The sequence below is a fragment of the Microbacterium sp. Y547 genome (genome assembly GCF_057669785.1).
Genome location: NZ_JBYHFN010000001.1, coordinates 476,103 through 499,065, shown reverse-complemented (window position 1 = coordinate 499,065; position 22,963 = coordinate 476,103). Strand labels below are relative to the sequence as shown.

The 22,963-nt window shown below is 71.4% G+C and carries 13 protein-coding genes; all 13 read left to right on the top strand.

The window, feature by feature from the left end; translation table 11 throughout:
- Positions 1 to 18: 18 nt before the first annotated feature.
- The 13 genes from AC25Y0_RS02485 (at position 19) to AC25Y0_RS02425 (ending at position 22,921) form a co-directional block, all read left to right on the top strand.
- Positions 19 to 636, top strand: a complete 618-nt coding sequence (locus tag AC25Y0_RS02485; protein ID WP_488134121.1) for a hypothetical protein — start codon at positions 19 to 21, stop codon at positions 634 to 636.
- 128 nt (positions 637 to 764) lie between these two features.
- On the top strand, positions 765 to 1,733 hold the full coding sequence (locus AC25Y0_RS02480; RefSeq protein ID WP_488122765.1) for an ABC transporter: 969 nt from the start codon (positions 765 to 767) through the stop codon (positions 1,731 to 1,733).
- Positions 1,730 to 2,230 carry a DUF6121 family protein gene (locus AC25Y0_RS02475; RefSeq protein WP_488134120.1) on the top strand — a complete coding sequence of 167 codons (501 nt, stop codon included), beginning with the start codon at positions 1,730 to 1,732 and terminating at the stop codon, positions 2,228 to 2,230. The genes AC25Y0_RS02480 and AC25Y0_RS02475 overlap by 4 nt, the downstream gene beginning before the upstream one ends.
- A gap of 47 nt (positions 2,231 to 2,277) precedes the next feature.
- Positions 2,278 to 2,931: a spermidine/putrescine ABC transporter substrate-binding protein gene (locus tag AC25Y0_RS02470; protein ID WP_488122763.1), complete on the top strand. Its 654-nt coding sequence runs from the start codon at positions 2,278 to 2,280 to the stop codon at positions 2,929 to 2,931.
- A 128-nt stretch (positions 2,932 to 3,059) separates the two neighbouring features.
- Complete coding sequence (locus tag AC25Y0_RS02465) at positions 3,060 to 4,199, top strand: serine/threonine-protein kinase (RefSeq protein ID WP_488122762.1); 1,140 nt, start codon at positions 3,060 to 3,062, stop codon at positions 4,197 to 4,199.
- Entirely contained in the window at positions 4,199 to 10,153 is a 5,955-nt protein-coding gene (locus tag AC25Y0_RS02460; RefSeq protein ID WP_488134119.1) for an Ig-like domain-containing protein, read from the top strand. Before AC25Y0_RS02465 ends, AC25Y0_RS02460 begins: the two co-directional genes overlap by 1 nt.
- Positions 10,154 to 10,188: 35 nt before the next feature.
- Positions 10,189 to 11,154 carry an AAA family ATPase gene (locus AC25Y0_RS02455; protein WP_488122760.1) on the top strand — a complete coding sequence of 322 codons (966 nt, stop codon included), beginning with the start codon at positions 10,189 to 10,191 and terminating at the stop codon, positions 11,152 to 11,154.
- A complete protein-coding gene (locus AC25Y0_RS02450) occupies positions 11,151 to 12,518 on the top strand; it encodes a DUF58 domain-containing protein (RefSeq protein ID WP_488122759.1) in 1,368 nt (455 codons plus the stop codon). The genes AC25Y0_RS02455 and AC25Y0_RS02450 overlap by 4 nt, the downstream gene beginning before the upstream one ends.
- The gene (locus AC25Y0_RS02445; RefSeq protein ID WP_488122758.1) at positions 12,515 to 15,025 is read left to right on the top strand and encodes a transglutaminaseTgpA domain-containing protein; all 2,511 of its coding nucleotides are present in this window, start codon (positions 12,515 to 12,517) and stop codon (positions 15,023 to 15,025) included. The genes AC25Y0_RS02450 and AC25Y0_RS02445 overlap by 4 nt, the downstream gene beginning before the upstream one ends.
- Positions 15,022 to 16,413, top strand: coding sequence for a DUF5684 domain-containing protein (locus AC25Y0_RS02440; RefSeq protein WP_488134118.1), 1,392 nt, complete (start codon positions 15,022 to 15,024; stop codon positions 16,411 to 16,413). Before AC25Y0_RS02445 ends, AC25Y0_RS02440 begins: the two co-directional genes overlap by 4 nt.
- A complete protein-coding gene (locus AC25Y0_RS02435) occupies positions 16,410 to 17,120 on the top strand; it encodes a hypothetical protein (RefSeq protein WP_488122756.1) in 711 nt (236 codons plus the stop codon). The genes AC25Y0_RS02440 and AC25Y0_RS02435 overlap by 4 nt, the downstream gene beginning before the upstream one ends.
- Positions 17,121 to 17,225: 105 nt before the next feature.
- On the top strand, positions 17,226 to 18,419 hold the full coding sequence (locus AC25Y0_RS02430; protein WP_488122755.1) for an RDD family protein: 1,194 nt from the start codon (positions 17,226 to 17,228) through the stop codon (positions 18,417 to 18,419).
- On the top strand, positions 18,416 to 22,921 hold the full coding sequence (locus AC25Y0_RS02425; RefSeq protein ID WP_488122754.1) for a type VII secretion EssC family protein: 4,506 nt from the start codon (positions 18,416 to 18,418) through the stop codon (positions 22,919 to 22,921). The genes AC25Y0_RS02430 and AC25Y0_RS02425 overlap by 4 nt, the downstream gene beginning before the upstream one ends.
- Positions 22,922 to 22,963: the final 42 nt, after the last annotated feature.

Sequence of the window (22,963 nt, the reverse complement as noted above, 5' to 3'; positions counted from 1 at the left end):
GTTGAGGGGGAGGACGGCATGGCGCGCACGGAGGGACGTAACCTCTGGTTCGCCGTACCCTCGGTGCTCGCGTGCCTCGCTGTCATCGGCGCACTCGTGTGGCTTGCGGCGCCGATGGTTCCGGTCGCCGTCGACTGGGTCGGCGACACGCTTCGGGCCAGGGCCGACGCCCAGGAAGAGGCAGAGAGCAAGCCCGCCCCGATCGAGCGGATCGCGGCCGGCGAGACCGTGGACTGCCGTGATCTCTATCCCGACCACCTGTGGGCAGAGCTCATCTGGCACGGCGATGTGCTGCTGAGCCAGACGATGGCACGTCCCGCCATCGCAGCGGGCGACCTCGTCGAGGCGCTCGCGCCGACCGTCTCCGTCAACTGCAGCTGGGCCCTCGGGGGCGGGGAGTCGATCTCATCGACGATCTCGGTCATCTCCCCCGACGCCGTCGGCATCGCGCAGGCGGCGCTCTCGGCGCAGGGGTTCGCGTGCACGACAGGCGACGCGGGGCTCGAGTGCGCGCGGGTGCGGGACGGCGTGCGCGAAGAGCACGTCATACGCGACACGGTGTGGCTCGTGAGTGTTGGCACGGGATGGCGCCCGGACGACTACTTGGCACGCCTCACGGCACACATCTGGCCGTGACCCCGGGCTGCGGAGGCGAATTCCGTCCGTCTCTCTCGCGCCTCGACCGGCATGGCTACGCACATGCGGGCACGGACGGGGTTACCCTCGCACATGTGGGGAGCGGCCCCGCGTGAGGAGTGCGTCCGATGAGTGACCCCAAGTCGTCCTACGGCGAGCCGGTCGAGGAACCCACAGCGGTCGACGATGTCGTCGGCCGTGCTCACGAAGGTCTCGCCGACGCAGAGGCGGCCCGCCGCGACGCCGTCGACCCGTCCGCGACCCCCGAGGTCGAAGAGATCGTCGTCGAAGAGGAGATCGTCGTCGCCGACACGCCGTCGGCTGCGAACGAGTGGGCCGCTGAGCCCCCCTCGTGGGCCGTCGATGCACCGATGGACGACGAGCCCGTCGCAGCGGCAGAAGAGGTCGTCGTCGTCGAAAGGACCATCGACAAGCCCACCGTGGCCGACGACTCGACCGTCGCCTACGAGCCCGTCGCCGCCCCCGAGCCCGTCGCCGAAACCGTCATGGTGCCGCCCGCCGCGTCTCCGCAGCCCATCTTCGTGCAGGCACCCGAGGCGCCGCGCCTGCGTGGCAACCGTGGCGCCGCCGGCGCGATCGGCCTGCTCGCCGCGCTCGCCTTCGCCGTCCTCTACCTCGGCGCGACCCTCGGCTTCGGCGCGATCCAGGGCGACGTCACGGCAGAGACCTTCGCCACCGATGCCGTCGCCGCGCTCACGACGTGGGCTCTGTGGGTGCCGACCGTCGTCTTCTTCATCGCCTTCTGGCTGCTCGGCGCGATCATCAACCGAGGCCGCTGGGCGGCGTGGGTGATCATGGGCGTGCTCGTGGGCGCCGCCGCCTACGGCGGCCACCTTCTCGGCCAGCTCTTCCAGGCGCCGTTCTGGATGCTCACGGCGTCCGAGGGAGCCGCGCTCGTCGAAGCACAGCTGCTCGCACCGCTCGCGATCGTCGCATTCGTGCTGGGTCGCGAGCTCACCATCTGGTTCGGAGCATGGGCCGCCGCGCGCGGCAAGCGCGTGACCGAGCTCAACGTCGAAGCGCAGCGCGAGTACGAGCGCACGCTCGAGGCCGGTCCGCAGCTCGTCCGGCCATGACGACCGGCGGCGCGGGTGGGGGGACCGATCGCGGTCCCGTCGCACCCGCGCTCGCGGTCGTCTTCGCGACGATCGGATACGTCGCTCTCCTCATCTTCGGGCTGGGGATGCTGTCGCTCGCCCTCGATGAGAGCGTCATCGAGGCGCCGGGCCTGGGCCCGCTTCCCGGGGTCGCCGCGACGACCCTGTCGGTCGTCGTCTTCGGGGCGAGCCTGTGGGGCACCGTGCGGCACGCGCAGCCGTCGTTCTGGAACGCGGCGTGGATCGTGGCGACGACCTTCCTGGCGTATCTCGCGGGGCTGTGGATCATGGCCGTCGCCACGGGGACCTCGGTCGGAGTCGCCACGGGTGTCGCGGGCCGAATCGCGACGACGGGGTTCGGTGTGGTGATCGCCGCGGCCGCCCTCGTCGCCGGCTGGTCGGGGATCGCTCTCGTCCGCACGCGGGCTCGCCGCCCCCAATGGCCCTGGGAATCCGACGACGAAGAGACGCTGTGACGGCGCAAAAGCCGGGATCCGGCGCGCCGAGAGGATAGCGTTGTCGCGTGGAGCGCTCGCTCGAGACGCAGGTCAGCCAGGCGGTGGACGCCTGGCTCGTGTGGCTGCCGCGCTGGCAACCCGCGACTCACCGCGGGCGCGTCGCTCCTTGCCGTCGCTGTTTCGGATCTCCGATCCTGTCGGCGGCGGGTCTGGGCTCCGACGTCCCCCACGGCGTGCAGCACGGGCTGTCCATCCGCATCAAGGCGATCGTCGACCGCTCCGTCGCCGACTACACGTCGCGCAACCTCCCCATGCTGCAGGCCGAGCTCGACCAGCAGGCTGCGCGCAACCGTGCGCGCGCCTACCGCCCCGCCGAGGGTCTCGAGCCCGAGTTCGAGGGGATGCCGCTGGACCCTGAGCCCCAGCCGGGTGCTCCGTTCCTGTTCACTCTGTCGGGGATGGCCGAAGAGGCCGAAGCGCAGGTGCCCGACCTCCCACCGCTCACGGAGGAGGCCAAGGCGGCGCTGCGCCAAGAGGTCGCGCTCGCCGACGACTACGCGAACATGGTGGGCCGCGAAGTGTGCGCCGTGCTGCTGCCGCACCGCCTGCGGATCCAGGCCGCCGTGACACAGCACGTCGAGCCGCAGATCGCGGCCCTTCTCGATGATCTGGCGCGCACCCTCGACGCACCGTTCGACCCGCAGGCACCCGGCGACTGAGGTTGTGCACACGGCCCGGGCGATTGCCCAGGTCCCCGGAGCGGGTTTTGTTAGCATTGCCCCACTTCTGCGCACCGTTGCGCACTTGATGCTGATCACTCGGCGCAATCATCCTGGGGGAGGGATCGGTGGCCGCACGCCTGCCCTCGGCACCTCCGCTGCTTCCCGGGCTCGCCTACATCCGGCCCCTCGGCTCGGGTGGGTTCGCCGACGTCTTCCTGTACGAACAGGACATGCCTCGGCGCAACGTCGCCGTCAAGGTGCTGCCGAGCGACGTGCGCGATCCGGATCTTCGGCGCATGTTCAACGCCGAGGCCGATGTGCTCGCCCGCTTGTCGGCGCATCCCGCGATCGTCACGGTGTACCAGGCGGGCATCTCGGCTGACGGGCGCCCCTATATCGTCATGGAGAACTGCCCCGGGTCGCTCGCGCGCCGGTACCGCATCGAGCGGATCCCGGTCGACGAGGTGCTCGCAACCGGGGTGCGCATGGCGGGCGCGCTCGAGTCGGCGCACCGTGCCGGCGTGCTCCACCGCGACGTGAAGCCCAGCAACATCCTCATCACGACCTTCGGCACGCCCGTGCTCGCCGACTTCGGCATCTCGTCGTCTCTGCTGCGCGAGACAGCCGACGAGGTGCTCGCGATGTCGGTCCCGTGGAGTGCGCCCGAAGTGGTCGCCGAGCAGACGGCCGGCACCGTCGCGAGCGAAGTGTGGAGCCTGGGCGCGACGGTGTACTCGCTGCTCGCGGGGCAGAGTCCTTTCGAGCGGCGCGAGCGCGGCCAGAACACGAAAGAGCTGCTGCGCCGCCGGATCGCCCGGGCGTCGTACACCGACATCTCGCGCGCCGATGTCCCCGCATCCCTACAGGCGGTGCTCTCCCGGGCGATGAGCCGCGATCCCGCCAAGCGGTACCCGTCGGCGTGGGCGTTCGCCGAGGCTCTGCAGCAGGTGCAGATCGAGCAGGGCTCGTCGCCGACGCCGATCGATGTGCCCGAGACCGAGTGGGCCCCCGCCTCGGAGCGCGTCGACTTCTCGGATGCCGGTCTGCGCGGTCCCGTCCGCTCCAGCGTCGACCACGTCCGCCGCCGCAAGGCGCCGACGGATCCGGGTGTCGCGCGGCTCGCGCGCGATGAGGAGACCGCCTTCTCCGCGCCCGGCAGCGGTCGTCCGCGGCGCGCCGGGCTCGTCGTGGGCATCATCGGTGCGACCGTCGTGGTCGCGTCGTCGGCGGTCGTCGCGGTGCTCTACGCGACGGGGATGCTGTGATGCGCCGGCGTACGCTGGCCGGACTCGCCGCGGCTGCCGCCGCTGTCACGCTCGTGACGACGGCGAGCATCGTGTGGCCCGGCCTCGATGCGAAGGAGACTCCGGCAGTCGACGCATCGGTGTGGGCGCTGCAGACGGGCGACGGCAGTCGCTACGCGCGTGTCAACACCACGGTCGGCGAGCTGGATACGGTCCGCAGCGTCAGCAACCCCGACCTCGTCGTTCAGACGCCCGAGGCGGCCTATCTTTTCAGCGACAGTCTCAGCACGCTGACCCGCATCGACGAGGCCCTGCCCGCCCACCTCGACGACGAGACGCTCGACACGTCCACCCCGACGCCGCAGGGCACGATCGACGTCGCGACCGCCGATGACTTCGTCGCCTACCTCACCGACGCCGGCACGGTCTTCGCGGGGCGGCTGTCGCTCGGCGACGCCGCGCAGCTCGCGCCGTTCACCGACGGTGACGACAATCCGCGGTACACCGCCGACGCGATCGCCGTCGACGAGCGCGGCATCCTCTTCGCGTACTCCCGCGCCGATCGCTCGGTGCTGCGATACGACATCGCGGCGTCGGTGGTCCGCGGTCGCGACGCCGTCGCGGTCGGTGCCTCCGAAGCGCTCGCGATCACGGCAGCCGGCGATACGTGGACGATCGTGGACACCGAGACGGGAGCGCTGTGGCGGCGAGGGGCGGATGCCGCCGAGCAGGCACCCCTGGCCGGACCCGTCGTCGTGAGCGAGCCCGATGCCGACGGCGACGGGGTGTATCTCGCCGACGAGACGTCGATCGTGCGGGTCCCCGTCGACGGCGCTGTCGAGCGCGCATTCGGCGGCATCGGCGACACGGTCCTCGGGGTTCCCGCGGCGCCGGTCGTGTACGACGGCGACATCTATGCCGCGTGGCTCGGCCAAGGCGGCGCGGCCGGCGTGATGTGGAACTCGCGCGACGATGTCGGCGTGCCGCTGGACTACGGCGGCGATGTGCTGCCCGACCAGCGCCGGCCGGTCTTCGTCGAAGGACGCGATGCCCTGCTGCTCAATGAAGCACGATCGGGCTGGGTATGGACCGCGCCCGCGGGCGACCTCGTGCCGTCGAGTCAGGATTGGTCGCTCGATGAGCGCGTCGAGGCCGAGTCGGTTGTGAGCGACGAAGAGCTGCCGGTCATGCTCGACCCCAAGCCTCCTGTCGCCGAACCCGACGTCTTCGGCGTACGCGCGGGCGGCATCGCGGCGCTTCCCGTGCTCATGAACGACCACGACCCCAACGAAGACGTGCTCAGCATCGTGGGGTCGTCGGTCACGGGGCTCGATCCCGCCTTCGGCACGGTGTCGCTCACCGATGACGCGCAGCGGCTCGCCGTGCGGGTCGCCCCGGGGGCGACGGGATCAGCGACGTTCTCGTACGCGGTGACCGACGGCACGTCTGCCGACGGCCTCGTCTCAGAGCCCTCGACCGTGACGATCACGGTCGAACCCGAATCGATCAACACGGCCCCGCAGTGGTGCGGTGTCGACGGCTGCCTGCTCGAGTGGCCCGAGCCCGACGTGGCCCGCGGCGGCACCGTGACGGTTCCTGTGCTGCACGGCTGGGTCGATCCCGAAGGCGACCCCGTCATGCTGCTGTCGGTCGACAACGCCTCGCAGATAGGCAGTGTCGCCGCGACCCCCGGCGGCGAGGTCGTCTATCAGCACAGTGACGACGGGTCCGGCGGCGAACAGCTCGTCGAGCTCGCGCTGACCTTCGCCGACACGCGGGGCGCCACGACGGTCGAGGTGCTGAACGTCCGGGTCACGCCGCAGCCCGCGCTCGACGTGCGCTCGTTCGCGCTCGTCGATGTGCTCGGCCCCGGAACGACGGTTGACGTCGCGACCCACGTGACGGGCACGACGGGGATGCTCTCGCTCTCGTCCGTCCGCGTGCTCGACGATGCGCCGGCATCGGCGACGATCGTCGGCGGCACGACCGAGTTCGACTTCTCGGCGCGCGCCCCCGGCACGTTCCGCGTGGATTTCACGGTGACCGACGGCGTCGCAGAGGCCAGAGGCACGGCCCGCATCACGGTCCTTCCCGAAGGAGCCCCGCCGCAGCTCGCCACGGCGCCCGTCGTCGCTTTCGTGCATCCGCAGAAGGACGCCACGATCGACGTCCTCGAGGCGGTGTACAACCCGACCCGTCGCGTGCTGCTGCTCAGCGACATCGAGCCCATGCCCGAGCCGGGCGCGAGCCTCTCGGTCGACGCCGTCGGCCAGCGTCACCTGCGCGTCTCGGGCGCCACCGCGACCGGAGCACCCGGGCCGTTGGGCACGGTGCGTTATGTCGTGAGCGACGGCACCGAGGATGAAGGCGCCCGCGTCGAGGGCGAGGCCACCGTCTACCTGCTCCCGCCGGCTCCCGAGGTCGCCCCCATCGCCGTCGACGATCGTGTCGTCGTGCGCGCCGGCGCGCAGGTCGACATCCCGGTGCTCGAGAACGACATCGCCCCTGCCGGCGAACGGCCCGTCCTCGACCCGTCACGGGTCGTCTCGTCGACCGATGACGCGCTGGCCTTCGCCTCGGGCGACCTACTGCGCTATCTCGCGCCGACCGACCCCGGCGACTACACGGTGGACTACGCCGTCTTCACGGCCGGGTCGCCCTCGCTCGCCGACGTCGCGACCGTCCGCGTGCATGTGCTGGGCGACGAGACCAACCGAGCGCCGCTGCCCGAGCGGCTCGAGGGGCGGGTGCTCAGCGGACAGTCCACGGTGATCGACTTCACGCCGTTCGAGATGGATCCCGACGGCGATACCGTGTCGCTCGACAGCATCGTGACGCAGCCCGAGCGCGGCTCGGCGGCGCTGTCCGCCGACGGTGCGTCGATCGTCTACACCAGCGTCGCGGGCGACCGCGGACAAGTCTCGTTCACGTACCGCGTCGTCGATCCGTCGGGGGAGACCGGCGACGCCCGCGTGCGCATCGGCGTGCTCGATGCCCAATCGAACCCGAGTCCTGTGACGTACACCGATTACGTGCAGGTGCAGGCGGGTGAGGGCAAGTCGCTGCGGGTCCGCCCGCTCGCGAACGACGTCGACCCCGTCGGCGGCGTGCTCACGCTGACCGATGTGCGACCCGACCTGCCGCAGACGCTCGAGGGCGAACCCAACCCCGAGTTCGACCGGCTCGCGGACAGGCTGTTGTCCGTCGACGATCAGGAGGTCGTCGTCGAAGCCGGCGAGGAACCCGGCACGATGTCGTTCCTCTACGACGTCGCGTCGACGTCGGGCAACACGGCGCGCGGGCTCATCGTGGTCAGGGTCGTCCGCGAGAGCGTGCCCGACTACCCTCTCGTGAGCGACACGATCCTGACCGCCGAGACCCGCGAGAAATTTCCCGCGGGCGTGGATGTCCTGGACGGCAAGGTCGCGTGGTCGGGCGGATCCGTCCAGGACCTCGACGTATCGCTGTGGGGTGATCCCGGCGACGTTTCTGCCGCGGGGTCACGGATCCGCGGCCAGCTCGGCGCCCGCACACAGCTGATCCCGTTCGCCGTGACAGGCGAGGGTGCTGCGGGCGAGGTCACGACGTACGCGTTCCTGCGCGTCCCCGGCGAGAACGACGTCACGCTCGCGTTGCGAACGGGATTCGTCGCTCCGGAGGCGGTGGAGCTGGAATCGGTCGTCTTCGACATGACCGACCTCGTTGCCAAGCCTCGCGGAACACGGCTCGAAGTGGGCGCGGACGTTGCCTCGTCAGGTGCGCGCGCCGACTCGTCGTGCAGCGTCGAAGAGGGAACGCGTGTGCGCTACGACGCCGGCGTCGGCGCACCCTGGAGCGACGCGTGCCGCGTGGCGGTGCGTCTCGAAGGGCAGGCCGAATGGACGCAGCTGTCCGTGCCGATCACCGTCCTCGCGCGCGACCCGCAGCCCGAATTGAGGGCCGGCTCGGTGACCGTCGGACCGGGGGAGACGACGACGTTCGACCTTCGTTCGATGACGACGTGGCAGCTGCGCGATGACTGGGCCGGCATCGCCTACGACCTCGACTACACCGGCACCTCGTTCGCGGTCTCGCTCGACGGGTCGATCGTCACGGTGACAGGTGCCGATCGCGCCGTCCCCGGCGTGGACGATGCCGCTGTCGTGTCGGTCACGAGCCACGCCGAGGTGACGCCGGCGCGGCTCATCCTGCGCGTCGGGGCGGCGCCCTCGACCCTGCCGCGCGGCGGCTCCGTCACCCAGCAGTGCTCGCAGGCCGCCGGATCGTCGTGCACCTTCACCGTCGTCGGCGCCGCGGGCGAGGTCAACCCGCTGCCGCGCACACCGCTCGAGGTGACGTCGGTCCGCGACGCCGGTGCGTGCGCGGGAGTGACGTTCGCCCGCGTATCGACCACCACCGTCTCGGCATCATGGACTTCCGACACGGCCGGAACGACGTGTGCCGCTGCCTTCTCGGTGCGGGATGCGCAGGGCCGCGGCACGAACGGCGACCGCGATGGCCGGATCGCGTTCGATCTGCTCGGGTACCCGAAGGCGCCTGCCTCGATCGCGCAGACCGGCTACGCCGACGGCTCGGTCACGCTGCGCATCGATCCCGGCCCCGCCCGCATGGCCTATCCCGAGCTCTCGGGCTTCGTCGTCAGGTCGGACGGCCGCGACGTCGCCCGCTGCTCGGTCGACGGGGTATGCCCCGAGATCGCGGCGCCGAACGGCGAACAGCGCACCTACGAAGCGTTCGCGACGAACTCCGTCGGCCTGTCCGCAGCGGCCGTGCGCACCGTCGCGTGGGCCTACGACGCACCGGCAGCGCCGGCATCCGTCACCGCCCGCCCTGTGGCGGCCGGTGCCGGGGGCGGCGTCGTCGCACTCACGATCAGCGGCCTGACCGCCGACACCGGCTCGGTCGAGATCACGAGCGCGACAGGCGACACCGTCCGCGTGCCGGTCGGCCGGGGCTCGGGCACGCTCGACGTGCCGACGTACCGGGTCAGCACGAACACACGGTCGCCCATCACCGTGACCCCGTACTCGCGCTTCGACTTGCCGCCCGGGATCGGCGGCAGCCCGACGGGCACCTCGACGATCGGGTGGGGCAACGGTGTCGGGGCACCGCTCGTGCCCGATCTCGTGCTCTCCTCCGTGTCCGGCGGCGACGGCACCTCGACTGTGACGGCGAACGCCTCGGCGCAGCTCAACGGCACGGGCTCGACCCTGCGCTACGGCATCGTGCGCGACGGTCAGCAGTGTCGGGTGACGGCCGACGGGCAGTCCGCGACCTTCCCGGGCCTGGCCGACGGCGAGGAGTACCGGTTCATCCTGTGCGTCGAGTCCTTCTGGGGCGATGCATCCTTCGCCCGCGTCGAGACGTCGAGCGCAGTGCGCGCCGCGCAGTCCGGACGCGCCCCCTCCGGCTACACCTTCCGGGTGGATGCCACCCCCGACGTCCTGACGGCGCAGAACCGCGCGCAGTGGGTCATTCGCGAGGAGCCGCGGTCGAACGAGCCGGTCCCCAACCGCAACCGCGTCGAGTTCGACCGGTTCCCCGGCAACGGCACGTTCGGCCAGAATCCCGGCATCCGCGTGCGCTACGTGCACCAGGTGTGGGGTAACCCGACCGAGTGGTCGGCGGTGACACCCGCTGCCGGCAGCGCGCCCTACCAGATGCAGGCATCGTGGGGACTCGCCTCGGTATGCGTCGGCGGCGGCGCGCTCGCGCCGACGGGCTCGTCGTCGAATGGACCCGGCGGCACGGTGGCGACGTTCCGGTTCGACCCCTCCGGTCTCATGTACTACGACTCCGCGGGCGCTGTCGTGCCCCATCAGGTCGGCACGTGGGTCGTGCCCGTCGGAGCTGCGCGCGTCGAGGGCATAGCCGTCACGGCGAGCTGGTCGCAGTGGGGACTCAGCCCCGCCTCGGCGACCTTCGGCTCGACGTGCAACCCGAACCTGCCGCCCGAGCCCGAGGAAGCACCCTGAGCCATGTTGACGACAGATCGATCGAGGAATCCGCGATGACCATCTCCACAGAGCAGGCGACCTGGTTCGCCCAGACGTTCGCCCAGCTCGCCGACAACGTCGAGCGTGCCGTCCTGGGCAAGCGCCACGCGGTCGAGCTCGTCCTGACGGCCATGCTGAGCGACGGGCATGTGCTGCTCGAGGATGTCCCCGGAACCGGAAAGACCTCACTTGCGCGCGCCATGGCTCAGTCGGTGCAGGGCACGAACACCCGCATCCAGTTCACCCCCGACCTGCTCCCCGGTGACATCACGGGCATCAGCGTGTACGACCAGAAGGAGGGCGTCTTCGAGTTCCACGCCGGCCCCATCTTCGCGAACATCGTGCTCGCCGACGAGATCAACCGTGCGTCGCCCAAGACGCAGTCCGCGCTGCTGGAGGTCATGGAAGAGGGCAGCGTCACGATCGACGGCGTCTCGCGCCCCGTCGGCGACCCCTTCATCGTGCTCGCGACGCAGAACCCCATCGAGCAGGCCGGCACCTACCGGCTGCCCGAAGCGCAGCTCGACCGGTTCATGATGCGCACGTCGCTCGGGTACCCCGACCACGCGGCGACCGTGCGCATCCTCGACGGCGCCGCGACGCCGACCGCCGATCTCGCGCCCGTCATCACCCCCGACGCGCTCGTGGGCATGGCCGACCTCGCGGCGCAGGCCTACGTCGACGCCCTCGTGCTCGACTACATCGCGCGCATCATCGACGCGACCCGGTCCGCCGACGAAGTGCGCCTCGGGGTCAGCATCCGCGGGGCGCTCGCTCTCACCCGCGCCGCACGCACGCGTGCCGTCTCGCAGGCGCGCACCTACGTGACCCCCGACGACGTCAAGGCGCTCGCCGTCTCGGTGCTCTCGCACCGGCTGATCCTGCACGCCGAGGCGGAGTTCGACGGCGTGACGCAAGAGGCCGTCATCGGCCAGGTGCTTCTCGACATCGCGCCGCCGTCCCGTCGAGAGGCCGTATGAGCCTCACCGACACGCGCCGGACGCGAACCTCGACCGAAGGGACGGCCGGGCGCACCCACGCGACCTCGGTCACCTCGACGTCGATCTCGTCGGGGCGCATGGTCGGAATCGTCGTCCGGGCTGCGCGAGCGTGGCGCGCCGTCGTCGCGGCGGCGCAGGCGAGCACGGTCTGGGCCTCCCGCACCGTGCGGCCGGCGGGCGCTCTCGTGCTGCTCGCGGCGACTGGGGGCCTCGGCCTCGGCTTCGCCTTCGGCTGGATCGAATGGATGGTCGCCGGTGTCGCCGCGCTGCTGCTCCTGCTGGCCAGCATCCCGTTTCTGTTCGGATCGCGTTCGTACGAGGTCGATTTGTCGCTGGCGCGCGAGCGCATCGTCGCAGGCGACGGGCTGTCGGGCGACGTCGTCGTGCGCAACACGGGTGGTCGTCTGGCGCTGCCGGGTCGCATCGACATCCCGGTCGGGCCGGGCATCGTCGAGTTCAGCGTGCCGATGCTGCGCCCCGGCCACGCGGTCACCCAGCCGCTCCACATCCCGCAACCGCGACGCGGCATCGTGCGCGTCGGTCCCGCCACGACGGTGCGCAGCGACCCCGTGGGCATGCTGCGCCGCGAGCACGCCTTCGCCGACGTGAACGAGGTGTACGTGCACCCCCGCACGACATCGATCCCGTCCACGAGCGCGGGTCTCATCCGCGACCTCGAGGGTGCGCCGACGCGGCGCACGGTCGACGCCGACATCAACTTCCACGCGATCCGCCCCTACACCGCCGGCGATGGCCGGCGCCACATCCATTGGAAGTCGACGGCCAAGACCGGACAGCTCATGGTGCGGCAGTACGAGGAGTCCCGGCGCTCGCGGATGGCGATCGTGCTCGCCGTCGCCGAGCACGAGTTCCGCGACGCCGACGAGTTCGAGCTCGCCGTCTCGGCGGCGGCATCCCTCGGCCTGCGCGCCGTGCGCGACGCGCGCGATGTCGTCATCGTGACGGGCTCCGAGATCCCACGGGTCGTGCGCGGACGTCTGCGCACGATCCACCAGCTGCCGGCGGGGTCGCCCCGGCCCATGCTCGACGGCTTCAGCGCCGTGCGCACGTTCGAGAACACGATGGCGATCGGCGACGTCTGCCGGCTCACCGCCGAGTCCCGTGAGCAGCTCTCGGTCGCCGTCCTCGTGGTGGGCTCGGCTGTGACGCTGACGCGCCTGCGGCAGGCGGCGCTTGCGTTCCCCCCCGACACCGCCGTCATCGCCGTCGTGTGCAACGAGCTCGCACACCCTCGCATGCAGACGATCTCGAGCCTCACCGTCCTCACGATCGGCACTCTGGACGATCTGGCCGGGCTGCTGCTGAGGGGGGCCTCCCGATGACTCGGGCCGAGCGACGCCGGGAAGCCGGCTCGACCCGCCGCGTCGAGCCGCGCATCGTCACGGGCTCGGTGTTCACCGCTGCGGTCGTCGCGACGGCGGCCGTCGCGGCGTGGCCGATCTACCGCGAGCCGGCGTTCCTCCTCCTCGTGGCCGTGTCGGTGGCCGTCGCGCTCGGCATCGCGGTCGTCGCGACGCGACGACACTGGAGCGGCTGGGTCGTGACGGGCATCGTCGTCGCGGCGTTCCTCGTGCTGGGGGTGCCGCTCGCCGTACCCTCGCGCTTCGGCGGGCCGGACGAGATCCTGCGCGGACTCGGCGAGCTCGCGGCGGGCGCGGTCGTGGGGTGGAAGGACCTGCTCACCGTCGACCTGCCGGTCGGCTCGTACCGCAACCTGCTCGTGCCCGCGCTCGTCGTCTTCCTGATCGGCACGACCGCACTGCTGCGTCTCTCGTGGCGCGAGGGGCGCCGCGCGTACGTCGCGATCCCCGTGGCCCTGGCCATGGTCTCGTTCGGCCTCGTGTTCGGTCGCGCCGAGGTGAGCCCGCCCGTGACGCTCGGCGCGCTGACGCTGTACGCCCCGGTCGAGACGGCGCTCGGCATCGCGGGCTTGCTCGGATGCCTGCTCTGGCTCGCGTGGCGCGCGCACGACGAGCGTGTGCGCGCCGTTCAGCGCGCGGCCGTCGCGAGCGGAGTGCGTGCCGCACGGCACGCCTCGCCCGCCGACCGCCGTCGCGCGGCGCTCGGGGTCGGGATGATCGCCGCGGCCGTCGCTGTCGCGGTCGCCGTCGTGCCGTTCGCGGCGCGGGGGGTCGACCGCGATGTGCTGCGCGCGTCCGTCGGGCCCGAGATCGACCTCGCGACCGAGCTCAGCCCGCTCTCGCAGTACCGCGCCTTCTTCGGCGACGAGCGCGCTGATGAGGTGCTGTTCACGGTCGAGCAGACCGAGCGCATGCCTGACCGCGTGCGTCTCGCGACACTGGACGACTACGACGGCGAGGTGTTCCGCACGAGCGAGGGGACCGGTGAGGGCCGCTTCGTTCGCGTCGCCTCCGCCCTCGAGGCCGGAGACGGCGAGCCCATCGATCTGCGCGTGACCATCGACGGCTGGAACGAGCTGTGGATGCCGACGGCCGGTCAGCTGACACGTGTCGACTTCGACGGGCCACGGGCGGTCGCGCTGGCCGACGGCTTCTACTACAGCGCGGGTGCCGCCGCCGGGCTGCAGACCGCTCGCGCCGGCCTGCAGTCCGGCGATGCTTATCGCCTGACGGGCGTCGAACCGCCGCGGATCCCGCTCGCCGAAGCCCAGGCGCCCGGTGCGCAGACCCTCGTTGCCACCCCGCTGAGCCTTCGGGCGTGGGCCGACGCACACGCATCCGGGTCGGGCGGTGCGGCGCTCCAGGCGGCGGTCGACCTGCTGCGCGAGCGCGGCTACCTCAGCCATGCCCTGTCGCTCGGCGCGGACGGCCGAGCCGTGTGGGCGGACGCTCTGACCGGCTACCGGTTCCAGCCGAGCGCTTCGGGTCACTCGCTCGGCCGCGTGGATGCCCTGTTCACGCGCCTGCTCGAACGCGAAGCCGATCCGCGTGCCGCGGCATCCGACAACTTCGTCGCCGCGATCGGCGACGACGAGCAGTTCGCGACGGCCGTCGCCCTCATCGCCCGCGAACTCGGCTTCCCGTCGCGGGTCGTGGTGGGCACGCGTCTCGTGTCCGACGAAGCGGATCTGAGCGTCTGCGACGAGGGGGTATGTCGCGCGCGGGATCTCGCGGCGTGGGTCGAAGTCCAGGCCGTCGGGGGCGAGTGGATCCCGATCGACACGACGCCGCAGCACACGCAGTCGCCCAGTCTCGAGGTCACGCAGCAGCGCGACCCCGAGGTCGTCACCGAAGTGCACCCCGACTCCGTCGAGGAGATCATCCCGGCCGAACCCATGCAGCAGGATGCCGCCGCGGGCGACCCGCCCGACGAGGCGACCGGCCCCGATCTGGCGTGGCTGTGGCCCGTGCTGCGCACTACGGGGATCGTGCTGCTCGTGCTGCTGCTCGTGCTCGGCCCGTCCCTCGCGGTGATCACGGCCAAGCGCCTGCGCCGCCGCGCTCGCCGCACGACGGGGACCCCGGCCGAGCGCATCGCGGGGGGATGGGATGAATACGTGGATGCCGCGATCGACGCGCGTCGCGACGTGCCGCGCAGTGCGACTCGTACCGAGGCGGCGGCGGCGCTGGGCACCCCGGCGGGGGCCGAGCTTGCGGCATCCGCGGATGAAGCGGTCTTCGCGGGGGAGGACGCGGCGCCCTCGGAGGAGGCCGTCCACGTGTACTGGAAGACCGTCGATGCGCAGCGACACGCGATGCTCGGGGCGGATGGCGTCTGGCGCAGAGTCGCTGCGACCGTATCGTTGAGATCGATCATCCGCCCGCTGGCACCTGCGAACGGTGCTCGCACGCTCATCGCCGAGAGGGGGAGGCGTTCGGGGCTTCGGCTCCTGCGTCCCACGCCATGAACATCGTTGCATCTGCCGGCCCGATCTGGTTGCTCGTCGCCCTCGTGATCTACGTCTGGACGGCGATCGCGCTCGCCGCGGTGTTCCGCAAGTCCGGTCAGGAGGCGTGGGCGGCGTGGGTGCCGGTGTACAACCAGGTCGTGCTCTTCCGCCTCGGCGCGGTCACACCCTTCGTGCTCCTGCTCTATCTCGTGCCGATCGCCGGTGCGGTCGCGGTCTGGGTCTTCCAGATCATCGCGTGCCATCGCATCAATGCGGCGTTCACGCTCGGCACGGGGATGACCCTGCTGGCAGCTGTGCTGTTTCCCGTGTGGGCGACCGTCCTGGGCTTCGGCAGCGCGCGCTGGGTGGGCGAAGAAGAAGAAGTGGGTCCGCGCCGCACGGGCTTCCCGGCTCCCATCGCCGACGGTCCCTTCGGCCCGGCGCCGGGGTTTCCTCGGACGGGTCCGATTCCGCCCATGCCCGGCGCGGGTGGGTCCATCCACGGGCGCTCGACGCTCGTCGCGGCCGAGGATCCCCTCCTGTCGATGTCGGCCGATGCTGTCGCGCCTCCCGCGCCCGCACCGGGCCGCCCGACGCCGTTCGCCCCATCGGCAGAACCGGCACCCGTCGACGAGGGGCCGGTCCCCCCCGCGACGAGCCGTGCCGAGTCGCCCGTTTCGGCGCCGCCCGGTGGCTGGGCGCCGTTGACCGAGGACGACGACGGCCTCACCCGCAGCCGTGAGGAGCTCGATGCGCTGCGCGCACCGGATGCTCCGCAGGGCGGCGGCGAGGTGGCTCCGGATGTACCGCCGTCGGCCGATCCCTGGGTGCTTCCCGCGAGCCCGCCCGTGCAGCCGGACCCCGAACCGCTGGCCGAGCCCGAGCCCTGGGTGCCCACACGGGCGCCGCTGATCGAGTCCGAAGCGTTTCCGGACACCTCCGGACCCGTCTCGGCGATCGCCGGGGCTCCCGCTGCGGGTTCTCCCCGGTCGGCGGTCTCGTCGGTCTCGGCGCAGACCAGGCGTTCGCAGATCCCCGACGGCGCGTTCGACGAGACGATCATCGCGCGTCGCCGGCGCACCGACTGGTCGATCATCACGCCGGGCGGCACCTTTGTTCCGATCGGCTCCGACGTCGTGCTGCTCGGTCGGCGCCCGAAGCTCGAGTCCGCGCATCCCGGTGCGCAGCTCGTCTCGATCGACGACGGCACAGTCTCCAAGACCCACGCGCGGCTCGAACTGCGCGGCGACACGTGGTGGGTGACCGACCTCAACTCCACGAACGGCGTCGTCTTCGCGACGCTCATGGGCACCGAGATCGAGGCGACGCCGGGCGTCGCGATCGAGGCGGGTGACCGCTTCCTGCTCGGCGACGCCGAGATCCGACTCACCCGGAGCGCGGAGTGACCGACGAGCCCGACGACGAGACCCGGGTCGTACGGCGACGTGGTTCTCGGCCGTCCGACGACGATCTCGAACGCACCCGGGTGAGCGCACCGCGAGGTGCGAGAGCGGCCGCTGCAGAGACGACGGTGCCCGCCGACGACGATCCGGAGGATGCCACGCTGCTCTCCCGACGCTCTCAGGGAGAAGCGCGCGACCGCGCGCCGGGCGTCGACGACCTGACGCGTCGCGCCGCCCGCGGCCGACCGGATGCCGCGCACCCGGCCGACATCGGCGCCGCCGGCCCTCGGCGCGCCTCGGCCGGGGCCCCGGCCGAGGTCGACCCCGACGATGGCTCGACCGTCGTCGTGCGCCGCGAGTCCCGCCGCCGCGCCGATCTCGCCGCGGCAGGGGACAAGCCCGTCGAGGACACCGTGCTCACCCGCGGACACGGGCCGTCTTCGGGTGAGGGCAGCGCGCGACCGGCACCGCGGCGTGACCTGCCGACGCCCCCCGTGACGTACGGCCCGCGCACATCCGAGCCCGCTCGCGTGCCCCGGACCGCGCCGCCCCAACGCCCCGCCCAGCAGGCCGTCGACACGGATGCGCTGGCCGCGCGCCGCCGCCGTGTCGCGCGTCGACGACTCATCGTGACCGTCGCCGCTGCGGCGGTGATCGTTCTCGTGGCGGGGGCCACGCTGTGGGTCGTCCTGTTGACGAGCGCCGGATGACCGCCCGCCGGTTTTCCGAACACGGTGCCCTTCGTGAGAGTGTGGGGCGGTCCGTGCGCCCGCACCGTGCGGACCGAAACCTGCTGCCGTGACGCGAGGAAGACGATGACACAGGCTGACGTGCCCACGGGCGAATTCGACGACTCCGATCCTGCCGTCGCGGCTGCTCTCGGGCTCGTGCCCGCGGGCGCCGGCATCCGCTCGCTGGCCTTCGCGATCGACGTCGCGCTGTGGATGATCCTCGCCGCGATCCCCATCACGGGCGCCGTGCTGCTGGTGAACGGAACGCCGCCACTCGTGCCGATCATCCTGATCGCCGCCGGCGGGTTTCTCGCGACGCTCTTCGTCCTCATCCAGCTCATCGTGCACGGGCGTCGTGGTGTCACCGCCGGCAAGGCCATGCTGCGCTTGCGCTCGGTCTCGGCCGTCGACTTCAGCCGGCCCGGGTTCTGGCGGGTCGTGGGGCGCGCTCTCGTGCTCTCGGCGAGCAACATCGTGCCGCTCATCGGCCCCGGCGTGCTCTTCGCCTCGGGGCTGTGGGACCCGCAGGCCCGAGGGCGCAGCATCCTGGATCGAATCGGCGGGTGCTGGGTGGTCGACACCCGCGCGGGCATCGACCCGTTCGATGCCAAGGCCATGCGTCATGCCCGCCGCACGCTGCGCGGTCGCCCCGATGACAGCGAGGACCTGCCGTCCATGGCGACCGGAGTCGGCGCAGCCGACGCGCTGCGGATCCTCGGTGCGCGTTCGCGCGCCGGCGTCGTGGGCTCGGGCAGCACCGGCGCGCAGTGGTCGGGAAGAACCCCCGCGCCCGCTGCGCTCATCGACGCCGTCCCCACCGCGGCCGGGGTGCAGGTGCCTGCGCCTATCCGTGAGGCACCCGTCCCGTCCCGCGGGGTCGTCGAGGTCTCACCCCCCGCTGCGGCCGCGCCGACCGACGCCGGCGCAAGCCGCCGCGCACGGCCGACCGTACGATTCGACGACGGATCGACGATGCGGGTCCCCGCCTTCGCGCTGATCGGTCGCGATCCTGAAGCCGCCGACGGCGAGCAGGTCGACGCGCTCGTGCAGCTCGACGACCCCGAGCGGCTCATGTCGAAGACCCACGCGGCGTTCGGCCAGGACGCCGAGGGCGTGTGGATCACCGATCGAGGATCGCGCAACGGCACACATCTGCGCTCCCCCGGGGGCGACACGGTCGCGGTTCCGACGGCCGAGGCGATGCGGGTGCCCCTGGGGTGGACCGTGCACGTGGGCGGGCGCTCATTCGAAGTCGTCGCGAGAGGAGCTGATTCGTGAAGCTCAAGCTGAGCCTGCGTCGGGGAGTGGGCACGTCGGTCGACGTGCTCGTCACGGCGGATTCCACCGCGACCGTGCAGGATGTCGCGCGCGAGCTCGCCGACGGCGACGCCCTCGCGCAGGGTGGTGCAGTCAATGCGAGCGCCGTTCCGACACTGCTCGTCGCTCCGCCTGCCGGTGAGCCCGTGCACCTCGACCCCGCGACGCCCATCGGCGACGCCCCGATCGGCTCCGGCTTCGCCGCGTCGGTCGTCCCGGCGGCCACCGCGGCGGACGGAGGCGCCGCGACGGCGGCGGTCATGCACATCCTGAACGGCCCCGACGCCGGCCGCACCGTGCCGATCGCGGCGGGCAGCACCGTCATCGGCCGCGCCGCCCCGTCCGAAGTGCTGATCGACGATCCGCTCGTATCGAAGCGGCATGCGAGGCTCGACGTCGACCAGGGCATCGAACTCGTCGACCTCAACTCGGCCAACGGCCTCGTGGTCGACGGCGGACTCGTGCAGCGCGTGCGGGTGATTCCCGGTCAGCGCATCACGATCGGCGCGACCGACGTGTCGTTCACGCTCGCCGAACGCGTCGCGACCGATGACGCCCTCGTTCTCGAGCGCGGCGGCGCGCTCATGTTCAACCGATCGCCGCGCGTCGAAGACCGCTACGCCGGCGAAGAGTTCCGGCATCCGATCATCCCGAACGAAGCCGACCCGCGGATGTTCCCGTGGCCCATGATCATGGCGCCCGTGCTGCTCGGCCTCGCGATGTACGCCTTGACGCAGCGCCCCACGTCGCTGCTCATCGTCGCCATGGCGCCGCTGATGATGCTCGGCAACTTCATCGGCCAGCGCACGCAGCAGGGCAAGAAGCTCAAGCTCGAGATCGAGACGTTCGAGTCGCAACTCGACGAGCTCGACGAGAACCTCGCCAACGAAGAACTCGTCGAGCGCGAGCGTCGCCGAGCCGAAGCCCCCGCGACGGCGGCGGTCTACGAGGACGCGATCTCGTTGGGCCCCATGCTGTGGACGCGGCGCCCCGAGCACTGGAACTTCCTGGGGCTGCGCCTCGGCGTGGGAACGGCTAAGAGCCGCAACACCGTCGCACAGCCGAACGACCAGCGCGGCATCGCCGAGTACTCGCACCAGGTCGAGGCGGTGCGGCAGCGCTACGCGCGCATCGAGGACGTGCCCGTGATCGAGCTGCTGCCCTCGGCCGGCGCGATCGGCATCGCCGGCACGCGCGAGCTCGCAGCCGACGTCGTGCGCGGACTCGGCGTTCAGCTGTTCGGTCTGCACGCTCCGAACGAGGTCGTGACGGCCGCGATCGTCGACCCCGGCTGGACGGCGGACATGGAGTGGATGAAGTGGCTGCCTCACACGACGAGCCCGCGGTCGCCCTTTGCCGAGATGGCGCTCGCCGACAGTCAGTCCGCCGGCACGGCGCTGCTCAACGGTCTCGAAGAGGCGATTCTGGAGCGCCTCTCGGGATCGGCCACCCGGCGGGGGCCGCTCGCTGCGAAAGACACATCGATGGCTCTCGGTCAGCACGTCGGCGAGCAGTCCGGGGGGTCTGAGGGAAAGATCGGCGACGTGTCGCTCGTGCTCTTCGTGACCCATGACGCGCCCGTCGACCGGCCTCGCCTGACGCAGGTGATCGAACGCGGCCCCGATGCGGGGGTCTACACGATCTTCGTCGCACCGACCGTGGAATCCCTCCCCGCCGCGTGCCGCACCTTCATCGACGTGACCGACGGCCTCGAAAACGCGCACGTGGGCTGGGTGCGCGCCGGTGAACGAGCCGTCGATGTCGAGATCGAGGGCGTCTCGCGCGACTATGCCGAGATCTTCGCCAAGCGACTTGCTCCCGTCGTCGACTCGAGCTCGGTCGCGGCCGACTCGTCGGACCTGCCCGCGAGCGTCTCGCTGCTGCGACTGATCGGCAGCGACCTCGCGCAGGAGCCGCAGGCTGTCGTCGAGCGCTGGCGGCAGAACAACTCGATCATCGACCGCGCGCGAGGGCCGCGGCCCCGGTTGAAACGCGCCGGAACGCTCAAGGCCTACGTCGGTCAGGGCAGTCCTGACGCCATGACGCTGGACCTGCGAACACAGGGCCCGCACGCGCTCGTGGGCGGCACGACCGGTTCGGGAAAGTCCGAGTTCCTGCAGGCGTGGGTGCTCGGCATGGCGGCCGAATACAGCCCCGACCGCGTGACGTTCCTCTTCGTCGACTACAAGGGCGGGTCGGCCTTCGCCGACTGCGTCGAGCTGCCGCACACGGTGGGCCTGGTCACCGACCTGAGCCCCCACCTCGTGCGACGGGCGCTCACGAGCCTGCGCGCCGAACTGCACCACCGCGAGCACCTGTTCAACCGCAAGAAGGCCAAAGACCTGCTTGAGCTGGAGAAGCGCCAGGACCCCGAGACGCCGCCCGCCCTCGTGCTCGTCATCGACGAGTTCGCCGCGCTCGCGACCGAAGTGCCCGAGTTCGTCGACGGCGTCGTCGACATCGCGCAGCGGGGTCGCTCCCTCGGCATCCACCTGATCATGGCGACACAGCGGCCCGCCGGTGTCATCAAAGACAACCTGCGTGCCAACACCAACCTGCGCGTTGCGCTGCGGATGGCTGACGCTGCGGACTCGAACGATGTCGTCGGCGATGTCGTCGCCTCGACCTTCGACCCCTCGATCCCCGGTCGCGGCATCGCCAAGACCGGCCCGGGGCGGCTCGTGCCGTTCCAGTCGGGCTACGCCGGCGGGTGGACGACCGACGAGCCCGACCGGGCAGAGGTGCGTGTCGCCGACCTGCGCTTCGGCTCGGTGACCCTGTGGGAGTCAGGCGCAGAGGGCGAATCCGACACGCACGACGAAGATCTCGGTCCCAACGATCAGAAGCGACTCGTCGCGAATCTCGTGCGCGGGGCTGCCGAAGCGGGCATCCCGGTTCCGCGGCGGCCGTGGCTCGACGACCTCACGACGACGATCGACCTGCGCGACCTGCCGCTCGACGGAGATGGGCACATCCCCCTCGGGCTCGCCGACATCCCGCAGCGCCAGCTGCAGGAGGCGGTCTTCTTCTCGCCCGACACCGACGGGCACATGCTCGTGTACGGCACGAGCGGCGCGGGCAAGAGCGCCGCGCTGCGCACGGTCGCCATCGCCGCAGGAGCGCGGCCCGACCTCGCCCGCACGGCCGTGTACGGCATCGACTTCGGCACCGGGGCGCTGCGCTCGCTCGAGATCATGCCGCACGTCGGCTCGATCGTCTCTGGTGATGACGCCGAGCGCGTGCAGCGGCTGTTCCGCACGCTGCGTGGCATCCTCGACAATCGCGCCAAGCGCTACTCGGCCGTCAACGCCGCGACGATCACGGAGTACCGCCAGATCACGGGTGATGTCACCGAGCCGCGCATCCTGCTGCTGCTGGACGGCTTCGGCGTCTTCAAGCAGGACTGGGAGACGACGTCGGCCCGTGCGCCCTTCTACGCCATCTTCATGCGGATGCTCGGCGAGGGTCGCCCGCTCGGCGTGCACGTCGTTGCGACGGCCGACCGCTACGGTGCCGTGCCGACGGCTGTGAGCGCCAACGTCACCAAGCGCATCGTGCTGCGCATGTCGGACGAGAGCGCGTATGCGATCCTCGGCGTCGCGAAAGACGTCCTGAACGAGCGCAGCGCGCCCGGCCGCGCGATCGTCGACGGCCTCGAGACGCAGGTCGCCGTCATCGGCGGCACATCCAACGTCGCCGAGCAGAACGCCGCAGCCGAGGCCTTCGCCGCGTCGCTGCGGCGGGCGGGCGCTGCCGAGGCGCAGAACATCGGGGCGCTTCCCACCGAGCTCGACCTGGCTGAGCTTCCCGAACGCGTCGGCGAGATGCCCACTCTCGGCATCGGCGACGACACCCTCGGCCCCACGGGCTTCGAGCCCGTCGGCACGTTCGTCGTGGCAGGTCCGCCCCAGAGCGGCAAGACGACGGCTCTGCGCGGCATCGTCGCGGCACTGGAGCGCTTCGACCCGGCGGTCGAGCTCTTCCACATCGGCGGTCGCCGCGCGGCCCTGCGCTCCTTCCGCCCGTGGCGCGGAGAGGCGAGCGCAATCGAGGACGTGCGGGCCCTCGCCAAAGAGCTCAAAGACGTCGTGGCAGACGAGACGATCCCGACGCGGATCGCGATCATCGTCGAGAACGTCACCGAGTTCGGCGACACCGATGCCGAACGGCCCCTCAAGGAGCTCTTCCAGGCGATCAACCGCAGCGACCACTTCCTCGTGGCCGACGGCGACGTCTCGCAGCTCAGCAGCGGCTACGGCCTCATCGGCGAGCTCAAGGCCGGGCGACACGGCATCGCCCTCCGCCCGGAGACGTACGACGGCGAGTCGCTGTTCAAGGTGGGCTTCCCCAAGGTGCAGCGTCACGAGTTCCCCCCCGGACGAGGGCTCTTCGTGGAGAATGGACGCTTCATCACGGTGCAGCTGCCGCTCGTGGGCGAAGGGGATGGGGAATCCTCCCCATAGGGCGCCTGAGGCGCCTCGGTTAGCCTGATCAACGACCGGGGG

Bases quoted from the DNA above. Each gene is read 5' to 3' on its own strand.
- AC25Y0_RS02485 (WP_488134121.1), top strand. From the start codon at position 19: ATGGCGCGCACGGAGGGACGTAACCTCTGGTTCGCCGTACCCTCGGTG.
- AC25Y0_RS02480 (WP_488122765.1), top strand. From the start codon at position 765: ATGAGTGACCCCAAGTCGTCCTACGGCGAGCCGGTCGAGGAACCCACA.
- AC25Y0_RS02475 (WP_488134120.1), top strand. From the start codon at position 1,730: ATGACGACCGGCGGCGCGGGTGGGGGGACCGATCGCGGTCCCGTCGCA.
- AC25Y0_RS02460 (WP_488134119.1), top strand. From the start codon at position 4,199: ATGCGCCGGCGTACGCTGGCCGGACTCGCCGCGGCTGCCGCCGCTGTC.
- AC25Y0_RS02455 (WP_488122760.1), top strand. From the start codon at position 10,189: ATGACCATCTCCACAGAGCAGGCGACCTGGTTCGCCCAGACGTTCGCC.
- AC25Y0_RS02450 (WP_488122759.1), top strand. From the start codon at position 11,151: ATGAGCCTCACCGACACGCGCCGGACGCGAACCTCGACCGAAGGGACG.
- AC25Y0_RS02445 (WP_488122758.1), top strand. From the start codon at position 12,515: ATGACTCGGGCCGAGCGACGCCGGGAAGCCGGCTCGACCCGCCGCGTC.
- AC25Y0_RS02440 (WP_488134118.1), top strand. From the start codon at position 15,022: ATGAACATCGTTGCATCTGCCGGCCCGATCTGGTTGCTCGTCGCCCTC.
- AC25Y0_RS02430 (WP_488122755.1), top strand. From the start codon at position 17,226: ATGACACAGGCTGACGTGCCCACGGGCGAATTCGACGACTCCGATCCT.